This window comes from Streptomyces sp. NPDC040610, from assembly GCF_055594065.1.
The window spans coordinates 596689-616859 of record NZ_JBVIXA010000002.1; the positions used below are offsets into that span (position 1 = coordinate 596689).

Sequence of the window (20171 nt, forward strand, 5' to 3'; positions counted from 1 at the left end):
TCCCGGCCCCGCGCGCCCGGCCGGGTGTCCGCACGCGAGGCCCTCTCCCTCGTGACGTCGGACTTCGCCGAGCTCCCGTACCCGCACCGGTCCACGGGGCCGGACGGCCCCCTGTCATGGACGGGGTACGACATCGCGCGGGCCGCCGCCACGGAACGTACCGGCGAGTCGGAGTCCGTGGTCTGCGGGACGGCGACGGTCGCGGGCCGCGCGGCCGTGCTCGTCTCCTTCGAGTTCCGCTATCTGGGCGGTTCGCTCGGCGAGCGGACCGGGGACCGCCTGGAGGCGGCCTACGCGGCCGCCCGCGAGCGCGGCCTCCCCCTCGTCTCCCTCATCGCGACCGGCGGCAGCCGCATGCAGGAGGGCATGGTCGCGCTGCGCCAACTCCAGCGCGTGGCCGCCCAGTCGGCGCTGAACCGGGCGGCCGGGCTGCCGCAGCTCGCGGTGGTACGGGACCCGACGACGGGTGGCGGCTGGGCGACCCTCGGCGCGGGTGCCGACGTCGTCCTCGCGCTGCCGGGCGCGCAGGTCGGGTTCGCGGGGTCGCGGGTCCGGCCGCCGGACGCCGACCCGGCCGCGTACACGGCGGAGGGTCAGCTCGCGGCGGGCGCGGTCGACGCCGTCGTGGCGCCGGACCGGCTGTCCGCGCGCCTTGGCCACTGGCTGCGACTGCTCACCACACCCGCCACCGGGGCGCCCGAGCCGCCGCGTGCCCTCGGGGACGAGGCGCCGCCCGCGACCGGCTGGGACGCGGTACGCCGTGCCCGCTCCGGCGAACGGCCGCGCGCCGAGGCCTACTTGGACGCCTACTTCGACTCCCGTGAGCCGATCAGCGGGGACCGCTGCGGCGGCACGGACGACGGGATGCTGTGCGGCGTCGGGCTGCGCGCCGGGCGGGCCATCGCGTACGCGGCCCAGACCGGCACCGCCACCCGCCCCGCGGGATACCGCACCGCGGCCCGCCTCATCCGCCTGGCCGACCGCCTCTCCCTCCCCGTCCTCACCCTCATCGACACACCCGGCGCCGCCAACGACGCGGCGGCGGAGCGCGCGGGCGCGGGCGCGGCGATCGCCGACGTCTTCGCGGCCGTCGCCGCCGCCCGCGTCCCGCTCACGTCCCTCGTCGTGGGCGAGGGCGGCTCGGGCGGCGCGCTCGCGCTCGCCGCGCCCTCCAACACCTGGGCCACACCGGACAGTTACTTCTCGGTGATCGCCCCGGAGGCCGCGGCGTCCATCCTCAAGCGCCCACCCGAGGACGTGCCCGCACTGGCCGGGGAGCTGCGGCTGCGCCCCCAGGACCTGGTGGAGCTGGGTGTCGTCCGCGGTGTCGTACGGACATAGGGCAGGCCCGACCGGCGACAGTGCGGCCGAGGCGGGCCGCACACGCACCCGCACCCCAACCCGCACGGAACCCGACACCACCCACGGCACCCCACCCACACAGAGCAAGCCCGACCACAGGCGGCGCGGCCAGGACAGGCGTCACACGCGCCGCACCCCATGCCGTGCGGGATCGTGTGAGGCATTGCAGGATGGCGGCATGCTGTTCGTCCGGGTCGCCGAGGTGTCCAAGGGGGTCGCCGCGACGTCGGCGCGGTCGCGGAAGGTCGAGCTGCTGGCCGAGCTGTTCCGGGCGGCCGGGCCCGACGACGTGCCGCTCGTCATCCCGTATCTCGCCGGGCGGCTGCCGCAGGGGCGGATCGGGGTGGGCTGGAACGCGCTCAAGGAACCCGTCGCCCCGGCGGCAGAGCCGACGCTCGCGGTCCGGGATGTGGATGCCGCCCTCACCGCGCTCGCCGGGGTGTCGGGCACGGGTGCGCACGCCGAACGGCGGCGGCTGGTGCAGGAGTTGATGGGCCAGGCCACGGCGGACGAGCAGCGCTTCCTCTTCGGCCTGCTGACCGGCGAGGTGCGGCAGGGGGCATTGGACGCCCTGGCCGTGGAGGGGCTGGCCCGGGCGACGGGAGCGCCCGCCGCGCGGGTGCGGCGTGCGGTGATGCTGGCCGGGGCGACGGCCCCCGTGGCGCGGGAGTTGCTGGCGCGCGGGCCGGACTCGCTGGAGGAGTTCCGGCTCACCGTGGGGCGGCCGGTGCAGCCGATGCTGGCGCACGGCGCGGGGTCCGTCAGCGAGGGCATCGACAAGCTCGGCCCGTGCGCGGTCGAGGAGAAGCTGGACGGCATCCGCGTCCAGGTGCACCGCGACGGCGCCCGCGTCCGGGCGTACACGCGCACGCTCGACGACATCACCGAGCGACTCCCCGAACTGACCGCCGCCGTCGGCGAGTTGGACGGCGAGCGCTTCATCCTCGACGGCGAGATGATCGCGCTCGGCGACGACGGGCGGCCGCGGTCCTTCCAGGACATCGCGGGCCGGGTCGGATCCCGCCTCGACGTGGCCGGCGCGGCCACCGAACTGCCCCTGTCCGCCGTCTTCTTCGACGTCCTGTCCGTCGACGGCGAGGACCTGCTGGACCTGCCCCTGCGGGAGCGGCACGCACGGCTCGCGCGGCTGGTGCCCGAGCCGATGCGGGTGCGGCGCACGGTCGTGGCGGATCCCGCCGACGAGGGGGAGCGCCGGGCCGCCGAAGCGTTCTTCACCAAGACCCTGGAGCGCGGCCACGAGGGCGTCGTCCTGAAGGGCCTCGACACCCCCTACAGCGCGGGCCGCCGAGGTGCCGCCTGGCTCAAGGTGAAGCCCGTGCACACCCTGGACCTCGTGGTCCTCGCCGCCGAGTGGGGGCACGGCAGGCGCACCGGGAAGCTGTCCAACCTGCACCTGGGGGCGCGCCGCGACGACGGCACGTACGCGATGCTCGGCAAGACCTTCAAAGGCATGACCGACGTGATGCTGGCCTGGCAGACCGAGCGGCTGCGTGAACTCGCCGTCGAGGACGACGGGTTCACGGTCCGGGTCCGCCCCGAGCTGGTGGTGGAGATCGCCTACGACGGGCTGCAGCGCTCCACGCGCTATCCGGCGGGGGTGACGCTGCGGTTCGCGCGGGTGGTGCGGTACCGCGAGGACAAGTCGGCGGGGGACGCGGACACGGTGGAGACGGTGCTCGGGCGGTACGAGGGGTAGGGCGCGAGCCCGGGGGCGTCAGCCGGTCCGGGGTGCGCCGTCGGCCGGTGCCGGGTGCGCCGTGCCGCGGGGCCCGCGCTTCCGTCCCGCGGGGAACAGCACGCCCACCCCGACGGCCATCAGGGCGAAGCCCGCGACCGTCAGCGGGTTCCAGTCCGGCTCCAGGGCACGCAACTGCGCGGTGCTCAGCACGTCGGAGGTGTCGTCCGCGTGGTGGATCACCTCGATGGGGCTCCCCTCCTTCGTCCGCGGGAGCGACGGCGTGGTGGGCAGGTCGACGGTGACGGGAGCCTTCCCGGTCGGCCGGAAGCGCACGGTGATGCCGCTGGTCCCGCCGCCCCCGTCGGTCCTGACGTCGACGGCCCTGCCCTCGACGGTCACCCCGTTCTGGTACAGCCTGGTCACCCGCGAGTGCCCGCTGTACCCGAACAGCGTGACGACGATCGAACCGCCGACGAACAGCAGCGCCGCGAGCCAGAACAGCTTCACGCCCCGGCTCACCGCCGGGCCCGGAGTCTGCGTGGTCGAGTGGGTCATGCGGCCAGCGTGACCGGCCGTCGTGGCGGTGGCGTGACATCCGTGTCCGGGATGCGCCACAGTCGGCGCGGCCGGGGGCGGCCCGGCGGCGGGCGCGCTACGGCAGCGGGGCCTGCGCGCTCAGGGGCAGCGGCAGTTCGGGCGGCTGCGCGCCCGCGTGGAACCGCAGCATCATGAATCGGGCGTCGATCTCGATGAGCGGGTTGGCGGTGGCGGCGGTCACCCAGCCTGCCCCCTTCACCGCGTGCCGGATCGGGCGTACGACCCCGTCGAGGGGCAGGACCCGCGACTCCGCCATCGCCTCGTAGAGGGGACCCGCGACGGGATCACGCCGGACGTCGGCGGCAAGCTCGCCCAGTTCGGCGTCGTCCGGGCGGTCCGCGACGGCCCGCCCGAGTGTCGGGCAGGCCACGGGCGCCCAGTCCTCGGCCCAGTTGGTCAGCGCGTACCCACGGGCCTCCTCGTCGAGCAGCACCCACCGCATGATGTTGGACGGCACCCGCCCCCGCGGGAAGAGCGCCTCGAACTCGGCGTTGTACGCCATCAGGTTCCAGCGCCCGTCGACGATGTAGGCCATCGAGCCGGTCACCCCCTCGACAACCGTCCGCCACACCGCGTGCATCCCCGTCCACCCCTCCGAGCCCCGCATGATCAACATGCACGTGCGCGTCCCTTCGCGCTCCGCCGCTCCCCCGCGGTCCGACATCGAAGTGACGCACGTGTGTGAAGCAAACCTAGCCAGTGCCGGTGACCGAGTGGCTACCGGACCGGCGTTCCCGCGCAGCGGCTCCGCGGTCCCGGCCCCGCACCCGCTTAGCGCCGCCCCCACCCCCGCACCACCAAGTATCAGTAAAATCTGGACCGATAGGGTGGCATGAGCACGAAGTAACCCATGAGCATCAGGGGAGAGCTGTGTCCGCTCCACGTATGAGCCGAACGCCACTGCCAGGCATCGGTACGCGCTACGACCTCACCACCCGCGAACAGCGGCGCTTGTCCGTCGTGGCACACCGGGACGGGGGCCGGACTCTCAGCGCCTACCGCTCCGACGACCCGGACGCGTGCGCGCTCTCGCTCAGGCTGAGCGCGGGCGAGGCGTCGGCGCTCGTGGACGCGCTGCTGCCGACCCACCAGAGCCCCAACCTGCTGCACACCACCGACCTGGGCCTGCTCGCCGAGCGCATCGAGATCGCGGCGACCTCGCACTGGAACGGGCGTCTGCTCGGCGACACCCGGCTGCGCACCGAGACCGGCACCTCCGTGGTGGCGGTGCTGCGGCGGGCCGACGCCATCCCCTCCCCGACGCCGGACTTCCGGCTCGCGGGCGGCGACACCCTCATCGTGATCGGCACCCGGGAAGGCGTCGAGAGCGCCGCGGCGATACTCGGCCGGGAGTGATCGCGTGCACTCTGCCGTCCTGCTCATAGAGTTCGGCGCGATCATCCTCGCGCTCGGGCTGCTCGGCCGCCTCGCCGGGCGCCTCCAGTTCTCCCCGATTCCGCTGTACCTGCTCGCCGGACTCGCCTTCGGGACGGGCGGGCTGCTGCCGCTCGGCACCAGCGAGGAGTTCGTCGCCATCGGCGCCGAGATCGGCGTCATCCTGCTGCTCCTGATGCTCGGCCTGGAGTACACGGCCAGCGATCTCGTCAGCAACCTCAAGACCCAGTACCCGGCCGGGATCGTGGACTGCGCCCTCAACGCGCTGCCGGGCGCCGCGGCCGCGCTCCTGATGGGGTGGGGCCCGGTGGCCGCCGTCGTCCTCGCCGGTGTCACCTGGATCTCCTCGTCCGGCGTCATCGCCAAGGTCCTCAACGACCTGGGGCGGCTCGGCAACCGCGAGACCCCGGTCATCCTCAGCATCCTCGTCCTCGAAGACCTCGCGATGGCCGTCTATCTGCCCATCATCACCGCGCTCCTCGCGGGCGTCGGCTGGGCTGCGGGCAGTCTCACGCTGGCGATCGCGCTCGGCGCGGCGGGCGCGGTGCTCTTCGTCGCGGTGCGCTACGGGCGGATCATCTCGCGGTTCGTGTCGAGCGACGACCCGGAGAAGCTGCTTCTCGTGGTCCTCGGCCTGACGATCCTGGTCGCGGGCATCGCCCAGCAGCTCCAGGTGTCCGCAGCCGTCGGCGCGTTCCTCGTCGGCATCGCGCTGTCGGGCGAGGCCGCGGAGGGCGCGCACAGTCTGCTCGCGCCGCTGCGGGACCTGTTCGCCGCCATGTTCTTCGTCTTCTTCGGCCTGCACACCGATCCGGCGAGCATCCCGCCGGTGCTCCTGCCCGCGCTGGCGCTCGCCGCGGTCACCGCGTGCACGAAGGTCGCCACCGGGTACTGGGCGGCGCGGCGGGCGGGCATCTCCGTGAAGGGCCGCTGGCGCGCGGGCGGCGCGCTCGTGGCGCGCGGCGAGTTCTCCATCGTGATCGCGGGGCTCGCGGTGACGGCGGGCATCGAGCCCCGCCTCGGCCCGCTGGCCACGGCGTACGTCCTGATCCTGGTCGTGGTGGGACCGCTCACCGCCCGCTACGCGGAGCCCGCCGCGGCGCTGGCCGGACGGCTGTCCCGTCGCCGGGATACCGGCGGGGCCGAGGTGCCGGTGCCCCTGGAGCCCGTACCCGCCACGTCGACGGACCTGACGGGCGCGCAGGACCCTGCACGGGGCCCCGAGGACGCGGCACCGGCGACCGAGGCCGTGCCGTCCGTGCCCGTGGACGAGCCCGGTGGCAGCGGGGCGCGCCGACCCTGACCGCCGGTCACGGCCCCGCGCCCGCGGGGCCGTGATCGCCCAGGTCGCGGGGCCTGGGCCGGGCGCTTAGCGTGTGACAGGGGTGTCTCTTGGCTCGGGGGGTCTGGAGGTCACGATGGACCGCTCGCCCGGCTCCGGCCCCGAGGGCATACCGGAAGGCATTCCGCAGCCGCTGTCCCAGCCGGCGCCAGCCGCCGACGCCCCTCCCCCGCCACCGGCCGCCCACCACACCGGCGGCAAGCACGAGCACCGCTGGCTGATCCTCGCGGTCATCGCCACCGCGCAGCTCATGGTGGTCCTGGACGCGACGATCGTGAACATCGCGCTGCCGTCCGCGCAGCAGGACCTGGGCTTCACCGACGGCAACCGGCAGTGGGTCGTCACCGCGTACGCGCTCGCGTTCGGCAGCCTGCTGCTGCTCGGCGGGCGCATCGCGGACCTGGTGGGCCGCAAGGCGGTCTTCCTGGCGGGGCTCGCCGGGTTCGCGCTGGCGTCCGCGCTCGGCGGCGCCGCGACCAGCTTCGGGATGCTGGTGATCGCCCGCGCGCTGCAGGGCCTGTTCGGCGCGCTCCTCGCACCCGCCGCGCTCTCCCTGCTCAGCACCACGTTCACGGACCCGCGCGAGCGCGCGAAGGCGTTCGGCATCTACGGCGCCGTGGCGGGCTCGGGCGCCGCGGTCGGACTGCTGCTCGGCGGCGTGCTCACGGAGTATCTGGACTGGCGCTGGTGCCTGTACGTGAACCTCGCCTTCGCCGCGGCCGCGATGATCGGCGGCGCCCGCCTGCTGCACCCGGGGGCGCCGGAGGACCGGCCCAAACTCGACGTGCCGGGCACGCTGTTGGTGTCGGCGGGCCTCTTCTGCATCGTCTACGGCTTCTCCAACGCCGAGACCCATGACTGGGGCGACCCGCTGACGTGGGGGTTCCTCGTCATCGGCGTCGTACTCGTGACGGCCTTCGCCTGGTGGCAGACGCGGGCCGCGCATCCGCTGCTTCCGCTGCGGGTGGTCCTCGACCGGGACCGGGGCGCGTCGTTCCTGGCGATGTTCATCTCCGGCGCGGGCATGTTCGGCGTGTTCCTGTTCCTGACGTACTACATGCAGCAGATCCTCGACTACACCCCCATCAAGACGGGGCTCGCCTTCATCCCGATGGTCGTGGTGATGGTCGTGATCTCCGTGCTCACCACCAACGTCCTCGTCCCGCGCTTCGGCGCGAAACCGGTCGTGCCGCTCGGCATGGCGCTCTCGGCGGGCGGGATGGTGTGGCTGACGGCGCTCGACACCACGAGCGGCTACACCCTGCACGTGCTGCCGCCGCTGCTCGTCTTCGGGCTCGGGCTCGGCCTCATCTTCGCCCCGGCGATGAGCATGGCCACGTCGGGCGTCGCCGCGCACGACGCGGGTGTGGCCTCCGCGATGGTCAACACCACCCAGCAGGTGGGCGGTTCCATCGGCACGGCGCTCCTGAACACCCTCGCCACGAGCGCCGCCACCAACTACCTCGTCGGCAAACGGCCGACGCCCGAGGTGCAGGCCCAGGCCCAGGTGCAGAGCTACGAGACGGCGTACTGGTGGTCGGCTCTCTTCTTCGCCGTCGGCTTCCTCGTTACGTTCGTGCTGTACCGCAAGGGTCGGCCCGCCGACAGCCACCTCGGCGAAGGCGCCGTGCACATGTAGGCCGCGCGTCCCGGCACGGAGCCCGCGCACGACGGCCAGGAGGGCGGTGGGTCCATGACGGCGTCCCCCGGCGGCGAACACGCTCCCAGCGGCGACGGCGGAGTCGCCCTCGCGTCGACGCGCGGCCGATGGGTGCTGACCAGCGCGGTCCTCGCCTCCGGCATGGCGATGCTGGACGGCACGGTGGTGAACGTCGCCCTGCCCACCCTCGGCCGTGACCTCGACGCGTCGATCTCCGCGCTCCAGTGGGTGATCAACGCCTACATGCTGACGCTGTCCGCGCTGCTGCTCCTCGGCGGGGCGCTCGGCGACCGGATCGGGCGACGGCGCACGCTCGTCATCGGCGTGGTGTGGTTCGCGCTGGCGTCCGCGCTGTGCGGACTCGCGCAGGACGCGGGCACCCTCATCGCGGCGCGCGCCCTCCAGGGCGTGGGCGGCGCACTGCTCACACCGGGCTCCCTCGCCCTGGTGCGCTCCTCCTTCCGGCCCCGGGACCAGGCCAGGGCGGTGGGCGCGTGGTCGGGGCTCGGCGGGGTCGCGGGGGCGATCGGTCCTTTCCTCGGCGGCTGGCTGATCGACGGTCCCGGCTGGCGGTGGATCTTCCTCATCAATGTGCCGCTGGCCGGGCTGGTGCTCTTCGCGGTGCGGCACGTGCCGGAGAGCCGCGACGACAACGCCGCGGGGCAGCGCTTCGACGTGCCGGGCGCGGTGCTCGCGGCGCTGTTCCTCGCGGGCGTGAGCTTCGCGCTGATCGGCGCGTCCGGCGACTCGTCGTTCGTGGCGGGGGTGCTGCCGGGGCTCGTGGGGCTCGCGGCGGGCGCGGCGTTCCTGCTGGTCGAACACCGGCGGCGGGACCCGATGCTGCCCCTGGAACTCTTCCGCTCCGGCCTGTTCGCCGCGGCCAACGTCATGACGCTGTGCCTGTACGCGGCCATCGGCGGCATCCTGTTCATGCTGCCCGTGCAGTTGCAGACGACGCTCGGCTACGACGCCCTCCAGGCCGGTACGGCGACGCTGCCCATCACCGTCCTGATGCTGCTCCTCTCGGCCCCCGCGGGCGACCTGGCCCGGCGGCTCGGCCCGCGCCTGCCGCTGTGCGCGGGCCCGCTGATCGCCGCCGCGGGCGTCCTGCTGATGCTGCGGATCGGCCCCGGAGCCTCCTACGCCGCCGACGTGCTGCCCGCCGTGGTCGTGCTCGGCCTCGGCATGAGTGTGTTCGTGGCCCCGCTCACGGCGACGGTCCTCGCGTCGGTGGACGCGGGCCGCGCCGGGCTCGCCAGCGGGGTCAACAACACGGCGGCCCGCATCGCCCAGCTCCTGGTGGTCGCCGCGCTGCCGCTCGCGGTCGGCCTGACGGGCACGGCGTACACCGACCCGGACGCCCTCGACTCCGCGTTCGGGAAGGCGGCCTGGGGCTGCGCCGGTCTGTTCGTGCTCGCGGCCGCCGCGGCCTTCGCGTTCATCCGGCCGCGCCCCGCGGACTGGCACGAGGACGAGGGCAACACCCCGCACTGCACGGCCAACATGTCGGTGACGTCGCCCCCGCTGGAGCCGGGCGAGTGCGGCCGGGCCTGACCACGGCGGACGCGGCGGCCGACGGCCGGGGCGGCGCGTGCCCGGCGGAGTATCCCAGCCGCCCGCCGGACACATCAACAGCTCGGTGGAGTAACCCAGTTGGCGCAGGCTCCGATGCGGGGCAGCCGCCGCTCAGGGCCTATGGTGTACGCCATGTCCGCTCCCGAGCTGATCCGCATCGTCTCCCGCTCCTCCCCCATGGCCCTCGCCCAGGTCGAGCGGGTGCGCACCGAACTCGCCGCCCTCCACCCGGGCATCCGCACCGAGGTCCTGCCCGTGACCACCTCCGGGGACCGGTGGATGGGCGATCTGGCCAAGCTCGGCGGGAAGGGCGCGTTCACCAAGGAGGTCGACGCGGCGCTGCTCGCCGGTGAGGCGGACCTCGCGGTGCACTGCGTGAAGGACGTACCGGCGGACCGGCCGCTGCCCGCGGGCACGACGTTCGCGGCGTTCCTCCGGCGCGACGACATCCGGGACGCGCTCATCCACCCCGAGGGCCTGACCCTCGACGAGCTGCCCCCGGGCACCCGCATCGGCACGTCCTCGGTGCGCCGCATCGCGCAGCTCTCCGCGTCCCACCCGCACCTGAACTGCGTACCGATGCGCGGCAACGCGGGCCGCCGTCTGGCGAAGCTCGCCGCCGGGGACGCCGACGCGCTGCTGCTCGCGGTGTCCGGCCTGGAGCGCATCGGCGCGACGGAGCACATCTCCGAGGTGCTTTCCGTCGAGACGATGTGCCCGCCCATCGGCGCCGGGATCCTCGCCCTGCAGTGCCGCGAGGACGACACGACGACGATCGACGCGGTGAGCGGCCTCGGTGACCGCGACGCCTGGCGTGAGGCCACCGCCGAGCGGATGTTCCTGCACGTGCTCCAGGGGCACTGCAACTCGCCGATCGCCGGGTACGCCCGCAGCGAGCCGAGCGGCGACCTGTCCCTGCGTGCCCGGGTGTTCACGCCCGACGGCAAGACGGTCCTCAACGCCCACGAGTGGGCCGGGCCGCTCGACCCGGCGACCCTCGGCACGTCCGTGGCGGTCACGCTGCTGCGCCAGGGTGCGCGCGAGCTGATCGACTCGATCGCCCACTGACGGCGGTCCGCACCGACGCCCCACCGGCCGCGAAGTGACGGCGGCCCTGGGGGAAAACCCCCAGCTCAGTCGGAGGAAAGCCGCGTTACGGCGGTGCCTGTCCCAGACCTAGCGTGAGCGACATGACAACGCCAGGTTCGCGGCAGGAGTGGTGATGATCGAGGTCAAGGGCCTGACCAAGCGGTACGGGCCGAACACCGCCGTCGACGCGCTGAGTTTCGACGTGACACCCGGAGCCGTGACGGGCTTCCTCGGCCCGAACGGCTCGGGCAAGTCGACCACCATGCGCATGATCATGGGCCTCGACCGTCCCGACGCCGGGCAGGCGCTGATCGCGGGCCGTCCCTACGGTGAGCTGCGGCGGCCGCTGCGCGAGGTGGGCGCGCTCCTCGAAGCGCGTACGTTCCACCCGGGGCGCAGCGCGCGGGCCCATCTGTCCGCCCTCGCCGCCGCGGGGGACATCCCGGCCGCCCGGATCGACGAGGTCCTCGCCACCGTCGGCCTGAGCGACGTCTCCGGGCGGCGCGCCGGGACGTACTCGCTCGGCATGGCGCAGCGGCTCGGGATCGCGGCCGCGTTGCTCGGGGACCCCGGGGTGCTGCTGTTCGACGAGCCGGTGAACGGGCTCGACCCCGAGGGCGTGCGCTGGATCCGGGAGCTGATGCGGTCGCTGGCCGCGGAGGGCCGCACGGTGCTCCTGTCCAGCCACCTCATCGGCGAGATGGCGCTCACCGCGGACCACTTGGTGGTGATCGGGCAGGGGCGGCTGCTCGCGGACACGTCCGTGCGGGAGCTGACCGGGCGGGGGCGGTCGCTGGAGGAGGCGTTCTTCGCCCTGACGGAAGCCGCGTCCGCGTACCAGGGCACCGCCCACCGCACCGCCCGCCCCGAGGGCGCGTCCGCCGCGGGTCCTGCCCCCGGCACGGCGCCCGCGTCCGCCATCGCGCCGGAGAGGAACCCCTGATGACCGCCCTCCTGCCCACCGCGCGCTCCGCCCCCTTCGCGCGGGCCGCCCGCATGGAGTGGATCAAGCTCCGCAGCCTGCGCTCCACGACGTGGGCGCTGCTGCTCACCGTCGCGGGCATGGTCGCCATCGGTGTCGTCACGATGGCCAACACCAAGGCGCCGTCGGCCGCCAAGGCCGCCGTGTTCGACCCGACGAACAACGTCCTCGCGGGCGTCGCGCTCGGCCAGTTGGTGGTCGGCGTGCTCGGGGTCCTCGTCGTCACCGGGGAGTACTCCTGCGGCTCCATCCGCTCCACGCTCGCCGCGGTCCCCGACCGGCGCACGATGCTGGCGGCCAAGGCGGCCGTGTACGGCACCGTCACGCTGGCCGTGGGCGAGGCGGTCGCCCTCGTGACGTTCTTCGCGGGCCGCGCGGCCCTGGCCGACGGCGTGCCGCGCCCCGGCATCGGCGACCCGGGCGTCCTGCGGGCGGTGCTGCTCGCCGGCGCCTACCTGAGCCTCGTCGGGCTCCTCGGCGTCGGCATCGGCGCCCTGACCCGGCACACGGCGAGCGCCGTCGCCGCGCTCGTCGGCGTCACCTTCGTGCTGCCCGCGGTCATCGGCGGCCTCTCGGGCCCGACCGTCGCGAAGTTCTTCCCGACCATGATCGTCGGGAATTCCCTGGCCGTCGCCAAACCCGTCGCCGACATGCTCGCGCCCTGGACCGGCTTCGCCGTGCTGTGCCTGTACGTGGCCCTCACCCTCGGCGCGGGCGCCAGGCTGCTGGCCCACCGCGACGCCTGACAGGGAAAATGATCACCATGCACGACTCTCCCCGGCCCACCCCGCGCCCCACCCCGCGCCCCGCACCCGGCGCGCTCCCGGCGCGCGTCGCCACGATCCTGCGCGCCCCGCTCACCCGCCGCGCCTGGGCCGAGGCGGCGTACTGCCTGATCGCGTTCCCGCTGGGCCTGGCGGGCGGTGTCGTGCTGCTCGTGTTCCTCGCCCTGGGCGCGGGTCTGACGGTGTCTCTGGTGGGCGCGGTGCTCGGCGTGCTGGTGCTTGTGGGATGCCTGTGGCTGGCGCGGGGGCTCGGCGGGCTGAGCCGGGGCCTCGCGTCGGGGCTGCTCGGCGAGCGCGTGCCGGGTCCCGTGGCGCCGGAGCCCGGCTCCGGGGTGTTCGGCCGCCTCGACGCGCGGCTGCGGGACGCGGCGAGCTGGCGGGCCGTCTGGTACGTCCTGGTGAAGCTGCCGGTGGGCGCGCTCGGCATGTACGCGGTGCTGTTCTGGGTCACCGGCCTGATCAACCTCACGGCGCCGCTGCGGTGGGGCGTGTTCGGGCAGCAGGCGGCGCCCGGCGACGGGGGCGGCATGCCCGTGCTGACGCCTGTTCCGGTCGGCGGCTTCGACGTGCACACCTTCGCCGGTACGTTCGTGGCGCTCCCGCTCGGCCTCGCGCTGCTGCTGCTCGCGCCCTGGACGACGCGGCTCGTCGTGGAGGCCGACCGGCGGCTGCTGCGCGCCCTGCTCGGGCCGAGCCGCCTGGCGGCCCGCGTCCGGGACCTGGAGGAGACCCGGGCCCTGGCGGTGGACGACTCGGTGGCGCTGCTTCGCCGGGTCGAGCGCGATCTGCACGACGGCGCGCAGGTGCGGCTGGTGGCGGTGGCCATCAGCCTGGACATGATCAAGGAACGCCTCGGTGAGCCGGACGGCGGGGGCCGGGGCGCGCCGGGTCAGGGAGCCCAGAACCAAGGGGCCCAGGAAGACCAGACCACGGCGAGCCCGGCCGACGGCCCCGCACGCCCGCCCATCGACCTCGACCGCGTACGCCAACTCGTCGACGGCGCGCACCGCAACGCCACCGAGGCCCTCACCGAACTGCGCGACCTTGCCCGGGGCATCCACCCGCCGGTCCTCGACGACGGCCTGCCCGACGCCCTCGCCACCCTCGCCGCCCGCAGCACCGTGCCCGTCGACCTGACCACGGACATCCCCCTGCGCCCGACCCCCGCCATCGAGACCATCGCGTACTTCTGCGCGGCCGAGCTCCTCACGAACGTCATCAAGCACAGCGGCGCGTCCCAGGTGGTGATCACGGCGACCCAGGGCGCGGCCGAGGACGGCGGGGGCGGCGCCGACACCGGCGGCGTGCTGCGGCTGAGCGTGACCGACGACGGGCGCGGGGGTGCCGCCGTCGGCGCGGGCAGCGGGCTCGTCGGGCTGACGCAGCGCGTGCGCACGGTCGACGGGAGCCTGCACGTCCACAGCCCCCAGGGCGGGCCGACGACGGTCGTCGTCGAGCTGCCGCCGCACGCGTGAGAGCATGCCGACATGCGCGTCGTGATCGCTGAGGATGCCGCCGTCCTGCGGGAATTGCTGGGCCAGATGCTCGTGGAGCGCGGCCATGAGGTGTGCGCGGCCGTCGGCGACGCGGACGCGCTGCGGGCCGCCGTCGCCGAGCACCGCCCGGACGTCACGGTCGTCGACATCCGGATGCCGCCCTCGCACACCGACGAGGGCCTGCGCGCCGCCATCGACATCCGGCGCGACCACCCGGGCACGGGCGTGCTCCTGTTCTCCCAGTACGTCGAGACGAAGTACGCCACGCGGCTGCTCGCGGCCGGATCGGCGGGCGTCGGCTATCTGCTCAAGGACCGGGTCGCCAACATCGCCGAGTTCACCGACGCGCTGGCCCGGGTCGCCGCCGGCGGCACCGCACTCGACCCGGAGGTCGTCACCCAGCTCGCGGGCGCCAGCCGACGCGCGGCCGAGCTGACGCCGCTCACCGCGCGCGAGCGGCAGGTCCTCTCCCTGATGGCGGAGGGCCGCTCGAACGCCGCCATCGCCCAGGCCCTCGTGGTCTCGGCCGGGACGGTCGAGAAGCATGTGGCCGCGGTCTTCGACAAGTTGGGCCTGCCCGCGTCGCAGGACGCCAACCGGCGGGTGCTCGCGGTGCTGCGTTACCTGCGCGACTGACGGAGCGCCCCGGCGTGCGGAGCGCCCCGCGCCGCGACCGCCGCGCGAGCCCGCCCGCGGGTCCAGACACCACCCCCGTGTGTGTCCCGATCCGCGGGCGGACGTCCGGCTCAGGCAGCGGGCGGGGCGTTCACGGCGGCGTTCTGGCCGACCACGATCTTCCAGCCGTCCTGCTGCCGCGCGATCACGTAGGTCGTCACGCCGTGGGGGCCCTCGACGGGGTTCCCGGAGCTGTCCGTGGGGGTCTGCCGCACGTTCACTCCGATCACCTCGGGTGCTATCGCGAGCAGCTTGACGACGTCGTAGCGGGCGTAGGAGTCGCGCAGGAAGCCCTTCATCGCGGGTCCGCTGAACTCGGCGATGGCCGCGCGGCCGTCGAGGCGCGTGCCCACGGCGTTGGTCCAGGAGGCCTCCTCGGCGAACTGCTCGCTCAGGGCGATGGGGTCATGGGCGTTGAAGGCCTTCTCCAGATCCTTCACCACTGCCGTCACCGCCGCCTGGGTCTGCGCCGGAATGGCCCCCACCACCAGGATCTCGTTCGTCATGACCGCGCCCTTTCGTCACCCGGTCCGCAGACCGGATGCTTGTCACCGGATCCCTCCGGGGCGACGTGTTCGCCGCCAGAAGCAACTCAACAACCTCAAGCGGACTTGAGGTCAACGGGGGTCGATCACGCCCCCAGGCCGGGCAACCGGCCCGCCATGTCAGGTGCTGTCATCGCGAGGACAGCGGCATATGTCAGAAGCACCACCGCATCGGGTGTTGCCAAATCCCTTACGAGCGTGGGCGCGCTGTGCCAGAGTCGTTACCGGTCGAAGAGTTGTCACTGAAGTCAGTACGGAAGTCGGCACGCACGTCACCCCCATCACGCGCGTAACTCACGTACCCGACGCACGAAGGCCAGTACGAACGCCACACCGCTACCGGTCGAGGAGCCATGACCGGCGATCCCCACAGCAACCCCGGTCGCACCGCATCGTCAACGGAGCACCCCATGCCGTCCCATGTGTTCGCGGACCGCCCCGACCGGCCGCAGGAGCACGGCGCGGTCGACGCGCTCATCTCGCAGACGCGCCGACTGCGGGGCGAGGTCGACGCCGTGCGCCGCGAAGCCGTGGCCGACCACAGCGACCCCGCGGGCCGCTGGCAGCGCGCCCTGTGCGAACTGGCGGTCCATCAACTCAACGACCTGCACGGCCACTTGGCCCAGCTGCGGGACGGCCCGCCGCGCACCCACACCCCGGAGACGGGGCCCGCGCGGCCGGAGCCGCAGCACGGCTCCCTGCTCAGCCGGGTCGGCAGCGCCGAGTGGAACCTCCTCACCGACGAGGCCACCTGGTCCGGCGAGCTGTTCCAGATCCTCGGCCGGGACCCGTCCGCGCCGCCGCTCTCCCTCGACGAGCTGCCCTCCCTGGTCCACCCCGACGACCAGCCGATGCTGACGGCGATGGTCACGGACTGCCTCGTCGACGGCAAGCCGATCGACGGCGAGTTCCGCGTCGTCCGCCCCGACGGCGTCGTCCGCCAGGTGCACATGATGGGCGAGCCCGTGCTCGCCCCCGACGGCTCCACCGCCTCCATGTGGGCGGTCCTCCGGGACGTCAGCGAACTGCGCCGCAGCCAGCGCGTGGTGCGCGAGACCCGGGACTCGCTGCAGCACCAGCGGCACATCGCACAGACCGAGCACCGCCTCGCGGTCGAACTCCAGGAGGCCGTGCTGCCGCCCTGGCGCGGCTCCCTGCGCTTCCCGCACGGCGGCTCCGCGAACCTGGACCTCGCCGCCCACTACCTCCCCTCCTCGTCGACCGCCCTGATCGGCGGCGACTGGTACGACGCCCTCGAACTGGCCGACGGCCGCACGCTCCTGAGCGTCGGCGACCTCACCGGCCACGGCGTCACGGTCACCTCCGGCATGGCGATGCTCCTCGGCGCCCTGCGCGGCATGGCCGTCGCCGGCACCGACCCGGGCCGCCTCATGGGCTGGCTGAACCAGTTACTCGACGCGTCCGTGCAGCCCGCGCTCGGCAGCGCCGTCTGCTGTCTGTACGACGCCAAGGAGCACACCCTCACCTGGGCACAGGCGGGACACCCCGCCCCACTGCTGTTCCGCGGTGGGACGGGGCACGCGCTCACACCACCGGACGGCGTGCTCCTCGGTGCGACGTCGGGTGCCGCCTACGAACAGGCCGAGGAGCGACTGCGCCCCGGCGACCTGCTGTTGCTGCACACCGACGGCCTGGTGCCGCGGCGTTCCCGAGAGGCCGCGACCCAGCGACTGCTCGCCCTGGCACCCCGCTTCGCCGAGGCGAAGACGGCGCAGGACTGTGTGCGCGTCGCTGTCGAGGAGTTCGGCGTGGCCCCGCGCGAGGACGACGCCTGCCTGCTGGTGGCCAAGGTCGAGGCCTAGGCCCGCTTGCTCGTGGCCGAGTTCGGAGCGCGGGCCGGGTAAGCGGCCGAAGACGAAGACCTAGCCACGACTTCGTCACCGCCGTAACCACCGGCCCCGCACCGGCCGTGTCCTAAGTCCGGATCCACTTGCCTCCCCCCGGCCGCCCCGCCGCCCTCGGCAGTGCCTGCTTGATCTCCGCACGCAGGTCCTCGATCTTCGGATAGCCCGCGTACTGACCGGTGAGCCGGTACATCTCGCGCAGCCGGTCCCAGGTGCGGTGCGAGGAATTGGCGCCCATCGACACCAGCGCCAGGCGCGCGTACCGGTCGGCCTGCTCGGGGTCGTCGGCGATGAAGCAGGCCGACGCAAGCGAGATGTAGTCGAAGATCGTCGAGCGGTCGCGGCCCTTGGTGCGCAGCTCGATGGCCTCCTTGGCGTGGCGCTGGGCGAGCTGCGCCGCGGCCGGTTCGTGCTCGGCGAGGGTGCGGTACGCCAGGGCCTGCATGCCGTGCAGGTCCGCCTCGTCGAACATCTGCATCCAGCTGGGCGGCGGCACATCGCCCTTGTCGGAGACGAACAGGTCCTCCGCCCGGCCGAGCGTGCGGCGCATCGCCTGGCCCTTGCCCATGGACGCCTGGGCCCAGGCCTCGATGGTGTGCAGCATGGCCTGGGTGCGCGGCAGGGTCTGCTCGCCCGAGCCGGACTTGGCGAGCTTCATCAGGTCGAGCGCCTCGTCGGGCTTGCCCAGATGCACCATCTGGCGCGCGGCGCGGGACAGGGCCTCGCCCGCGCGTGGCCGGTCGCCGCCCTCACGGGCCGCGTGCGCGGCGATCACGAAGTACTTCTGGGCGGTGGGTTCGAGGCCGACGTCGTGGGACATCCAGCCCGCGAGGACGGCGAGGTTGGCGGCGACGCCCCACAGGCGCCGCTGGAGATGGTCGGGGTGGCGGTAGGCGAGCATGCCGCCCACCTCGTTCAGCTGCCCCACCACGGCCTTGCGCTGCAGGCCGCCGCCCCGGGACGCGTCCCAGGCGCGGAACACCTCGACCGAGCGCTCCAGCGCCTCGATCTCCTGGGACCCGATGGGGGCGGCCTCGTAGCGGTCGAATCCGGCGGGGTCGGCGTGCAGGGGGTCGTCGGTGCGGGGGGCGTCGGCCTTCAGGGTCGGATCGGTGTGCAGCCAGTCGTGCATGGCGCTGCTGAGTGCGGAGCCGGCGGCGAGCGCGGCACCCGCGCCCACCAAGCCGCGTCGGTTGAGCATGAGGTCCATTCCCGTGAATTCGGTGAGGACCGCGGCGGTTCGCTCGGGCGCCCACGGCACGCCGTCCGGGTGCTCCACGCCCCCGTCGCCGCGCTGTTTTCCTGCGCGCCCGTGCCGGACCAGACCGAGGTCCTCGATGGTCACGACACGGCCGAGACGCTCAGTGAACAGAACAGCCAGGACCCTGGGCACCGGATCGCGCGGGATCTCTCCCATGTCGATCCAGCGCCGCACCCGCGAGGTGTCGGTGGCCAGCTGCGGATGACCCATCGCGGCCGCCTGCCGGTTCACCATTCTGGCGAGTTCGCCCTTGGACCAGCCCGCCAGGCCGAAGAGGTCCGACAGGCGGGTGTTGGGTTGTCCGTTCACGTCAAGCCCCCAGGTTCTCGGCTGAATTGACAGTAACCGCCTGTCAGTTGCTGAGCGACTATTCGCCAGGGTTCGCCAGGGTGCGCCACATGGTGTGCCACGGGCTCACGGGTGTCAGGTAGGAATGCGCCACCCCGACCCGGCCGCCTCACGGCACTCCCCAGGGTGCACCCACAGCGGCCGGGGCGGGAGGGCGCCGCAACTCGCCGGCACACGAAGGGATCTGTATCGCCCATGTACGCAGCATCGTCCTCCGTGTCCGCCCCGCCTCGGCCGCTGCGCCCGCACCCCTCCTCCCGCGGCCCGGCCCGCGCGGCGGAGGTCCCGCTGACCGGCGGCGGCCCCTATCTGGCCCCGGCGCGCACCGCGGCCGCGCCGCTCGGCACCGGCCGACGGCGGGTACCCGCACCCGGCGCCGGACCGCTCAGCGGGAGACTCGACCTGTCCGGGCCCCAGGGAGCACAACTGCGCACCGCGATCGCCTCGGTGCACCGCATCTGTCCGGAGTTCCAGCCGGTGCAGGTGCTGCGCCGCAGCGGGCGCACCGTGCTCCTGGTCGGCACGACCGGCCGGGCCACCGTCGTCGCCAAGTGCCTGCTCGACCACTCGCCCCTGTGGGCCGAGCGGATCCGGCACGAAATAGCTGCTTACCGCTCGTTCGTCAGGCATCGTCCACCCGTGCGCGCGCCGCGGCTCATCGCGGCCGACCCGGACGACTGCACGCTGGTGATCGAGCGGGTGCCGGGCCGGATGGCCGCCCTGCAGCGCCATCCCGCGGACGGGCCGCCGCGTGCGGACGTCCGGGCGGCCCTGGGAGCCGTGTGCCGCCTGAACCAGTGGCGGCCGCCGCAGGAGATGTTCGGCAGGCCGCTGGACTACGGCCGCCGGATCTCCCGCTGCCACGAGCTGGGACTGCTCACCGACCGCGACATGGGCGACCTGCAGAAGCTGCTGCACGGGATAGCGCACGCCCACCCGTCGGGTCCCCAGCTGACCTGGCAGTTCTGTCACGGCGACGCGCTGCTCTCGAACGTGCTGCTCTCCCCCGCGGGTCCGGTCCTGGTGGACTGGGAGCACGCGGGCTGGTACCTGCCGGGCTATGACCTGGCGACGCTGTGGTCGGTGCTCGGCGACTCGCCCGTGGCGCGGCGCGACATCAGCCAGCTCGCCCAGGCGGCGGGTCCCGCGGCGCGGGACGCGTTCCTGGTCAACCTGATGCTGGTGCTCACGCGGGAGATCAGGATGTGCGAGACGGCCGTGCAGCGCACGCTGCACGAGACGGCCCCGACGGCATCGGGCCAGGCCCACGCCGGTGCCGCGCCGTCCGGCGAGGAACAGCGGCTGCTGCTGCGGCGGCTGCACGACGACTGCCAGATGGCCCGCCGGGCCGTGCGCGCGGCGGTCGGCACTCGCTGACGGGGGTATGAGGACCCGCGGTGCGCTGTTGGACAGGGAGCGCGCCGCGGGTCTTCGTGTGTGCGGGCGCCGTGAGCGGCGCGTCGCGGGGGAGCGTAACCGGCGCACACGCCGGGCG

Annotated in this window: 17 protein-coding genes; 13 read left to right on the forward strand and 4 right to left on the reverse strand. The window is 73.9% G+C overall.

Annotated features, from left to right (window positions below):
* Window positions 1-24: 24 nt before the first annotated feature.
* Together ACZ6AA_RS09185 and ACZ6AA_RS09190 are read left to right on the forward strand one after the other, a co-directional pair.
* The gene (locus tag ACZ6AA_RS09185) at window positions 25-1341 is read left to right on the forward strand and encodes a carboxyl transferase domain-containing protein (RefSeq protein ID WP_471457846.1); all 1317 of its coding nucleotides are present in this window, start codon (window positions 25-27) and stop codon (window positions 1339-1341) included.
* A 199-nt stretch (window positions 1342-1540) separates the two neighbouring features.
* Window positions 1541-3079: an ATP-dependent DNA ligase gene (locus ACZ6AA_RS09190; RefSeq protein ID WP_471457123.1), complete on the forward strand. Its 1539-nt coding sequence runs from the start codon at window positions 1541-1543 to the stop codon at window positions 3077-3079.
* A gap of 18 nt (window positions 3080-3097) precedes the next feature.
* Here ACZ6AA_RS09190 and ACZ6AA_RS09195 read toward each other — a convergent pair whose 3' ends face one another.
* Window positions 3098-3616 (reverse strand): DUF3592 domain-containing protein, encoded by a 519-nt coding sequence (locus ACZ6AA_RS09195; RefSeq protein WP_468482109.1) that lies wholly within the window; start codon window positions 3614-3616, stop codon window positions 3098-3100.
* Between the two features lie 97 nt (window positions 3617-3713).
* Window positions 3714-4274 (reverse strand): MmyB family transcriptional regulator, encoded by a 561-nt coding sequence (locus ACZ6AA_RS09200; protein ID WP_468459107.1) that lies wholly within the window; start codon window positions 4272-4274, stop codon window positions 3714-3716.
* Between the two features lie 269 nt (window positions 4275-4543).
* Here ACZ6AA_RS09200 and ACZ6AA_RS09205 point away from each other — a divergent pair, with 269 nt between their 5' ends.
* From ACZ6AA_RS09205 to ACZ6AA_RS09245, 9 genes are all read left to right on the forward strand, one after another.
* Window positions 4544-5014 carry a cation:proton antiporter regulatory subunit gene (locus tag ACZ6AA_RS09205; protein ID WP_468459109.1) on the forward strand — a complete coding sequence of 157 codons (471 nt, stop codon included), beginning with the start codon at window positions 4544-4546 and terminating at the stop codon, window positions 5012-5014.
* Window positions 5015-5018: 4 nt separating this feature from the next.
* Window positions 5019-6356 carry a cation:proton antiporter gene (locus ACZ6AA_RS09210; RefSeq protein ID WP_468459111.1) on the forward strand — a complete coding sequence of 446 codons (1338 nt, stop codon included), beginning with the start codon at window positions 5019-5021 and terminating at the stop codon, window positions 6354-6356.
* Between the two features lie 115 nt (window positions 6357-6471).
* Window positions 6472-8034 (forward strand): MFS transporter, encoded by a 1563-nt coding sequence (locus ACZ6AA_RS09215; RefSeq protein ID WP_468459113.1) that lies wholly within the window; start codon window positions 6472-6474, stop codon window positions 8032-8034.
* A 54-nt stretch (window positions 8035-8088) separates the two neighbouring features.
* Window positions 8089-9609, forward strand: a complete 1521-nt coding sequence (locus ACZ6AA_RS09220; protein ID WP_471457126.1) for an MFS transporter — start codon at window positions 8089-8091, stop codon at window positions 9607-9609.
* Window positions 9610-9762: 153 nt separating this feature from the next.
* Entirely contained in the window at window positions 9763-10698 is a 936-nt protein-coding gene (hemC, locus tag ACZ6AA_RS09225) for a hydroxymethylbilane synthase (RefSeq protein WP_471457128.1), read from the forward strand.
* Between the two features lie 154 nt (window positions 10699-10852).
* The gene (locus tag ACZ6AA_RS09230; protein ID WP_471457130.1) at window positions 10853-11662 is read left to right on the forward strand and encodes an ABC transporter ATP-binding protein; all 810 of its coding nucleotides are present in this window, start codon (window positions 10853-10855) and stop codon (window positions 11660-11662) included.
* The gene (locus tag ACZ6AA_RS09235) at window positions 11662-12447 is read left to right on the forward strand and encodes an ABC transporter permease (RefSeq protein WP_471457132.1); all 786 of its coding nucleotides are present in this window, start codon (window positions 11662-11664) and stop codon (window positions 12445-12447) included. Before ACZ6AA_RS09230 ends, ACZ6AA_RS09235 begins: the two co-directional genes overlap by 1 nt.
* Before the next feature lie 17 nt (window positions 12448-12464).
* Window positions 12465-13961 carry a sensor histidine kinase gene (locus tag ACZ6AA_RS09240; RefSeq protein ID WP_471457134.1) on the forward strand — a complete coding sequence of 499 codons (1497 nt, stop codon included), beginning with the start codon at window positions 12465-12467 and terminating at the stop codon, window positions 13959-13961.
* Window positions 13962-13973: 12 nt separating this feature from the next.
* Complete coding sequence (locus ACZ6AA_RS09245; RefSeq protein WP_468459125.1) at window positions 13974-14618, forward strand: LuxR C-terminal-related transcriptional regulator; 645 nt, start codon at window positions 13974-13976, stop codon at window positions 14616-14618.
* Between the two features lie 110 nt (window positions 14619-14728).
* Here ACZ6AA_RS09245 and ACZ6AA_RS09250 read toward each other — a convergent pair whose 3' ends face one another.
* The gene (locus tag ACZ6AA_RS09250) at window positions 14729-15163 is read right to left on the reverse strand and encodes an SgcJ/EcaC family oxidoreductase (RefSeq protein WP_468482103.1); all 435 of its coding nucleotides are present in this window, start codon (window positions 15161-15163) and stop codon (window positions 14729-14731) included.
* Between the two features lie 449 nt (window positions 15164-15612).
* On the opposite strand from ACZ6AA_RS09250, the gene ACZ6AA_RS09255 reads away from it, so the two are divergent.
* Window positions 15613-17025, forward strand: coding sequence for a PP2C family protein-serine/threonine phosphatase (locus tag ACZ6AA_RS09255; RefSeq protein ID WP_471457137.1), 1413 nt, complete (start codon window positions 15613-15615; stop codon window positions 17023-17025).
* 112 nt (window positions 17026-17137) lie between these two features.
* Here ACZ6AA_RS09255 and ACZ6AA_RS09260 read toward each other — a convergent pair whose 3' ends face one another.
* Window positions 17138-18637, reverse strand: a complete 1500-nt coding sequence (locus ACZ6AA_RS09260; RefSeq protein WP_468459131.1) for a DNA-binding protein NsdB — start codon at window positions 18635-18637, stop codon at window positions 17138-17140.
* 234 nt (window positions 18638-18871) lie between these two features.
* Between ACZ6AA_RS09260 and ACZ6AA_RS09265 the strand changes: the two genes are divergently transcribed.
* Window positions 18872-20053 carry an aminoglycoside phosphotransferase family protein gene (locus ACZ6AA_RS09265; RefSeq protein WP_468459133.1) on the forward strand — a complete coding sequence of 394 codons (1182 nt, stop codon included), beginning with the start codon at window positions 18872-18874 and terminating at the stop codon, window positions 20051-20053.
* Window positions 20054-20171: the final 118 nt, after the last annotated feature.

Excerpts from the sequence above, each read along its gene's own strand:
- ACZ6AA_RS09250 (WP_468482103.1), bottom strand. The coding sequence starts at position 15,163 with ATGACGAACGAGATCCTGGTGGTGGGGGCCATTCCGGCGCAGACCCAG.
- ACZ6AA_RS09240 (WP_471457134.1), top strand. The coding sequence starts at position 12,465 with ATGCACGACTCTCCCCGGCCCACCCCGCGCCCCACCCCGCGCCCCGCA.
- ACZ6AA_RS09230 (WP_471457130.1), top strand. The coding sequence starts at position 10,853 with ATGATCGAGGTCAAGGGCCTGACCAAGCGGTACGGGCCGAACACCGCC.
- ACZ6AA_RS09195 (WP_468482109.1), bottom strand. The coding sequence starts at position 3,616 with ATGACCCACTCGACCACGCAGACTCCGGGCCCGGCGGTGAGCCGGGGC.
- ACZ6AA_RS09200 (WP_468459107.1), bottom strand. The coding sequence starts at position 4,274 with ATGTTGATCATGCGGGGCTCGGAGGGGTGGACGGGGATGCACGCGGTG.
- hemC (WP_471457128.1), top strand. The coding sequence starts at position 9,763 with ATGTCCGCTCCCGAGCTGATCCGCATCGTCTCCCGCTCCTCCCCCATG.
- ACZ6AA_RS09265 (WP_468459133.1), top strand. The coding sequence starts at position 18,872 with ATGTACGCAGCATCGTCCTCCGTGTCCGCCCCGCCTCGGCCGCTGCGC.
- ACZ6AA_RS09235 (WP_471457132.1), top strand. The coding sequence starts at position 11,662 with ATGACCGCCCTCCTGCCCACCGCGCGCTCCGCCCCCTTCGCGCGGGCC.
- ACZ6AA_RS09190 (WP_471457123.1), top strand. The coding sequence starts at position 1,541 with ATGCTGTTCGTCCGGGTCGCCGAGGTGTCCAAGGGGGTCGCCGCGACG.
- ACZ6AA_RS09220 (WP_471457126.1), top strand. The coding sequence starts at position 8,089 with ATGACGGCGTCCCCCGGCGGCGAACACGCTCCCAGCGGCGACGGCGGA.
- ACZ6AA_RS09205 (WP_468459109.1), top strand. The coding sequence starts at position 4,544 with ATGAGCCGAACGCCACTGCCAGGCATCGGTACGCGCTACGACCTCACC.
- ACZ6AA_RS09255 (WP_471457137.1), top strand. The coding sequence starts at position 15,613 with ATGCCGTCCCATGTGTTCGCGGACCGCCCCGACCGGCCGCAGGAGCAC.
- ACZ6AA_RS09245 (WP_468459125.1), top strand. The coding sequence starts at position 13,974 with ATGCGCGTCGTGATCGCTGAGGATGCCGCCGTCCTGCGGGAATTGCTG.
- ACZ6AA_RS09215 (WP_468459113.1), top strand. The coding sequence starts at position 6,472 with ATGGACCGCTCGCCCGGCTCCGGCCCCGAGGGCATACCGGAAGGCATT.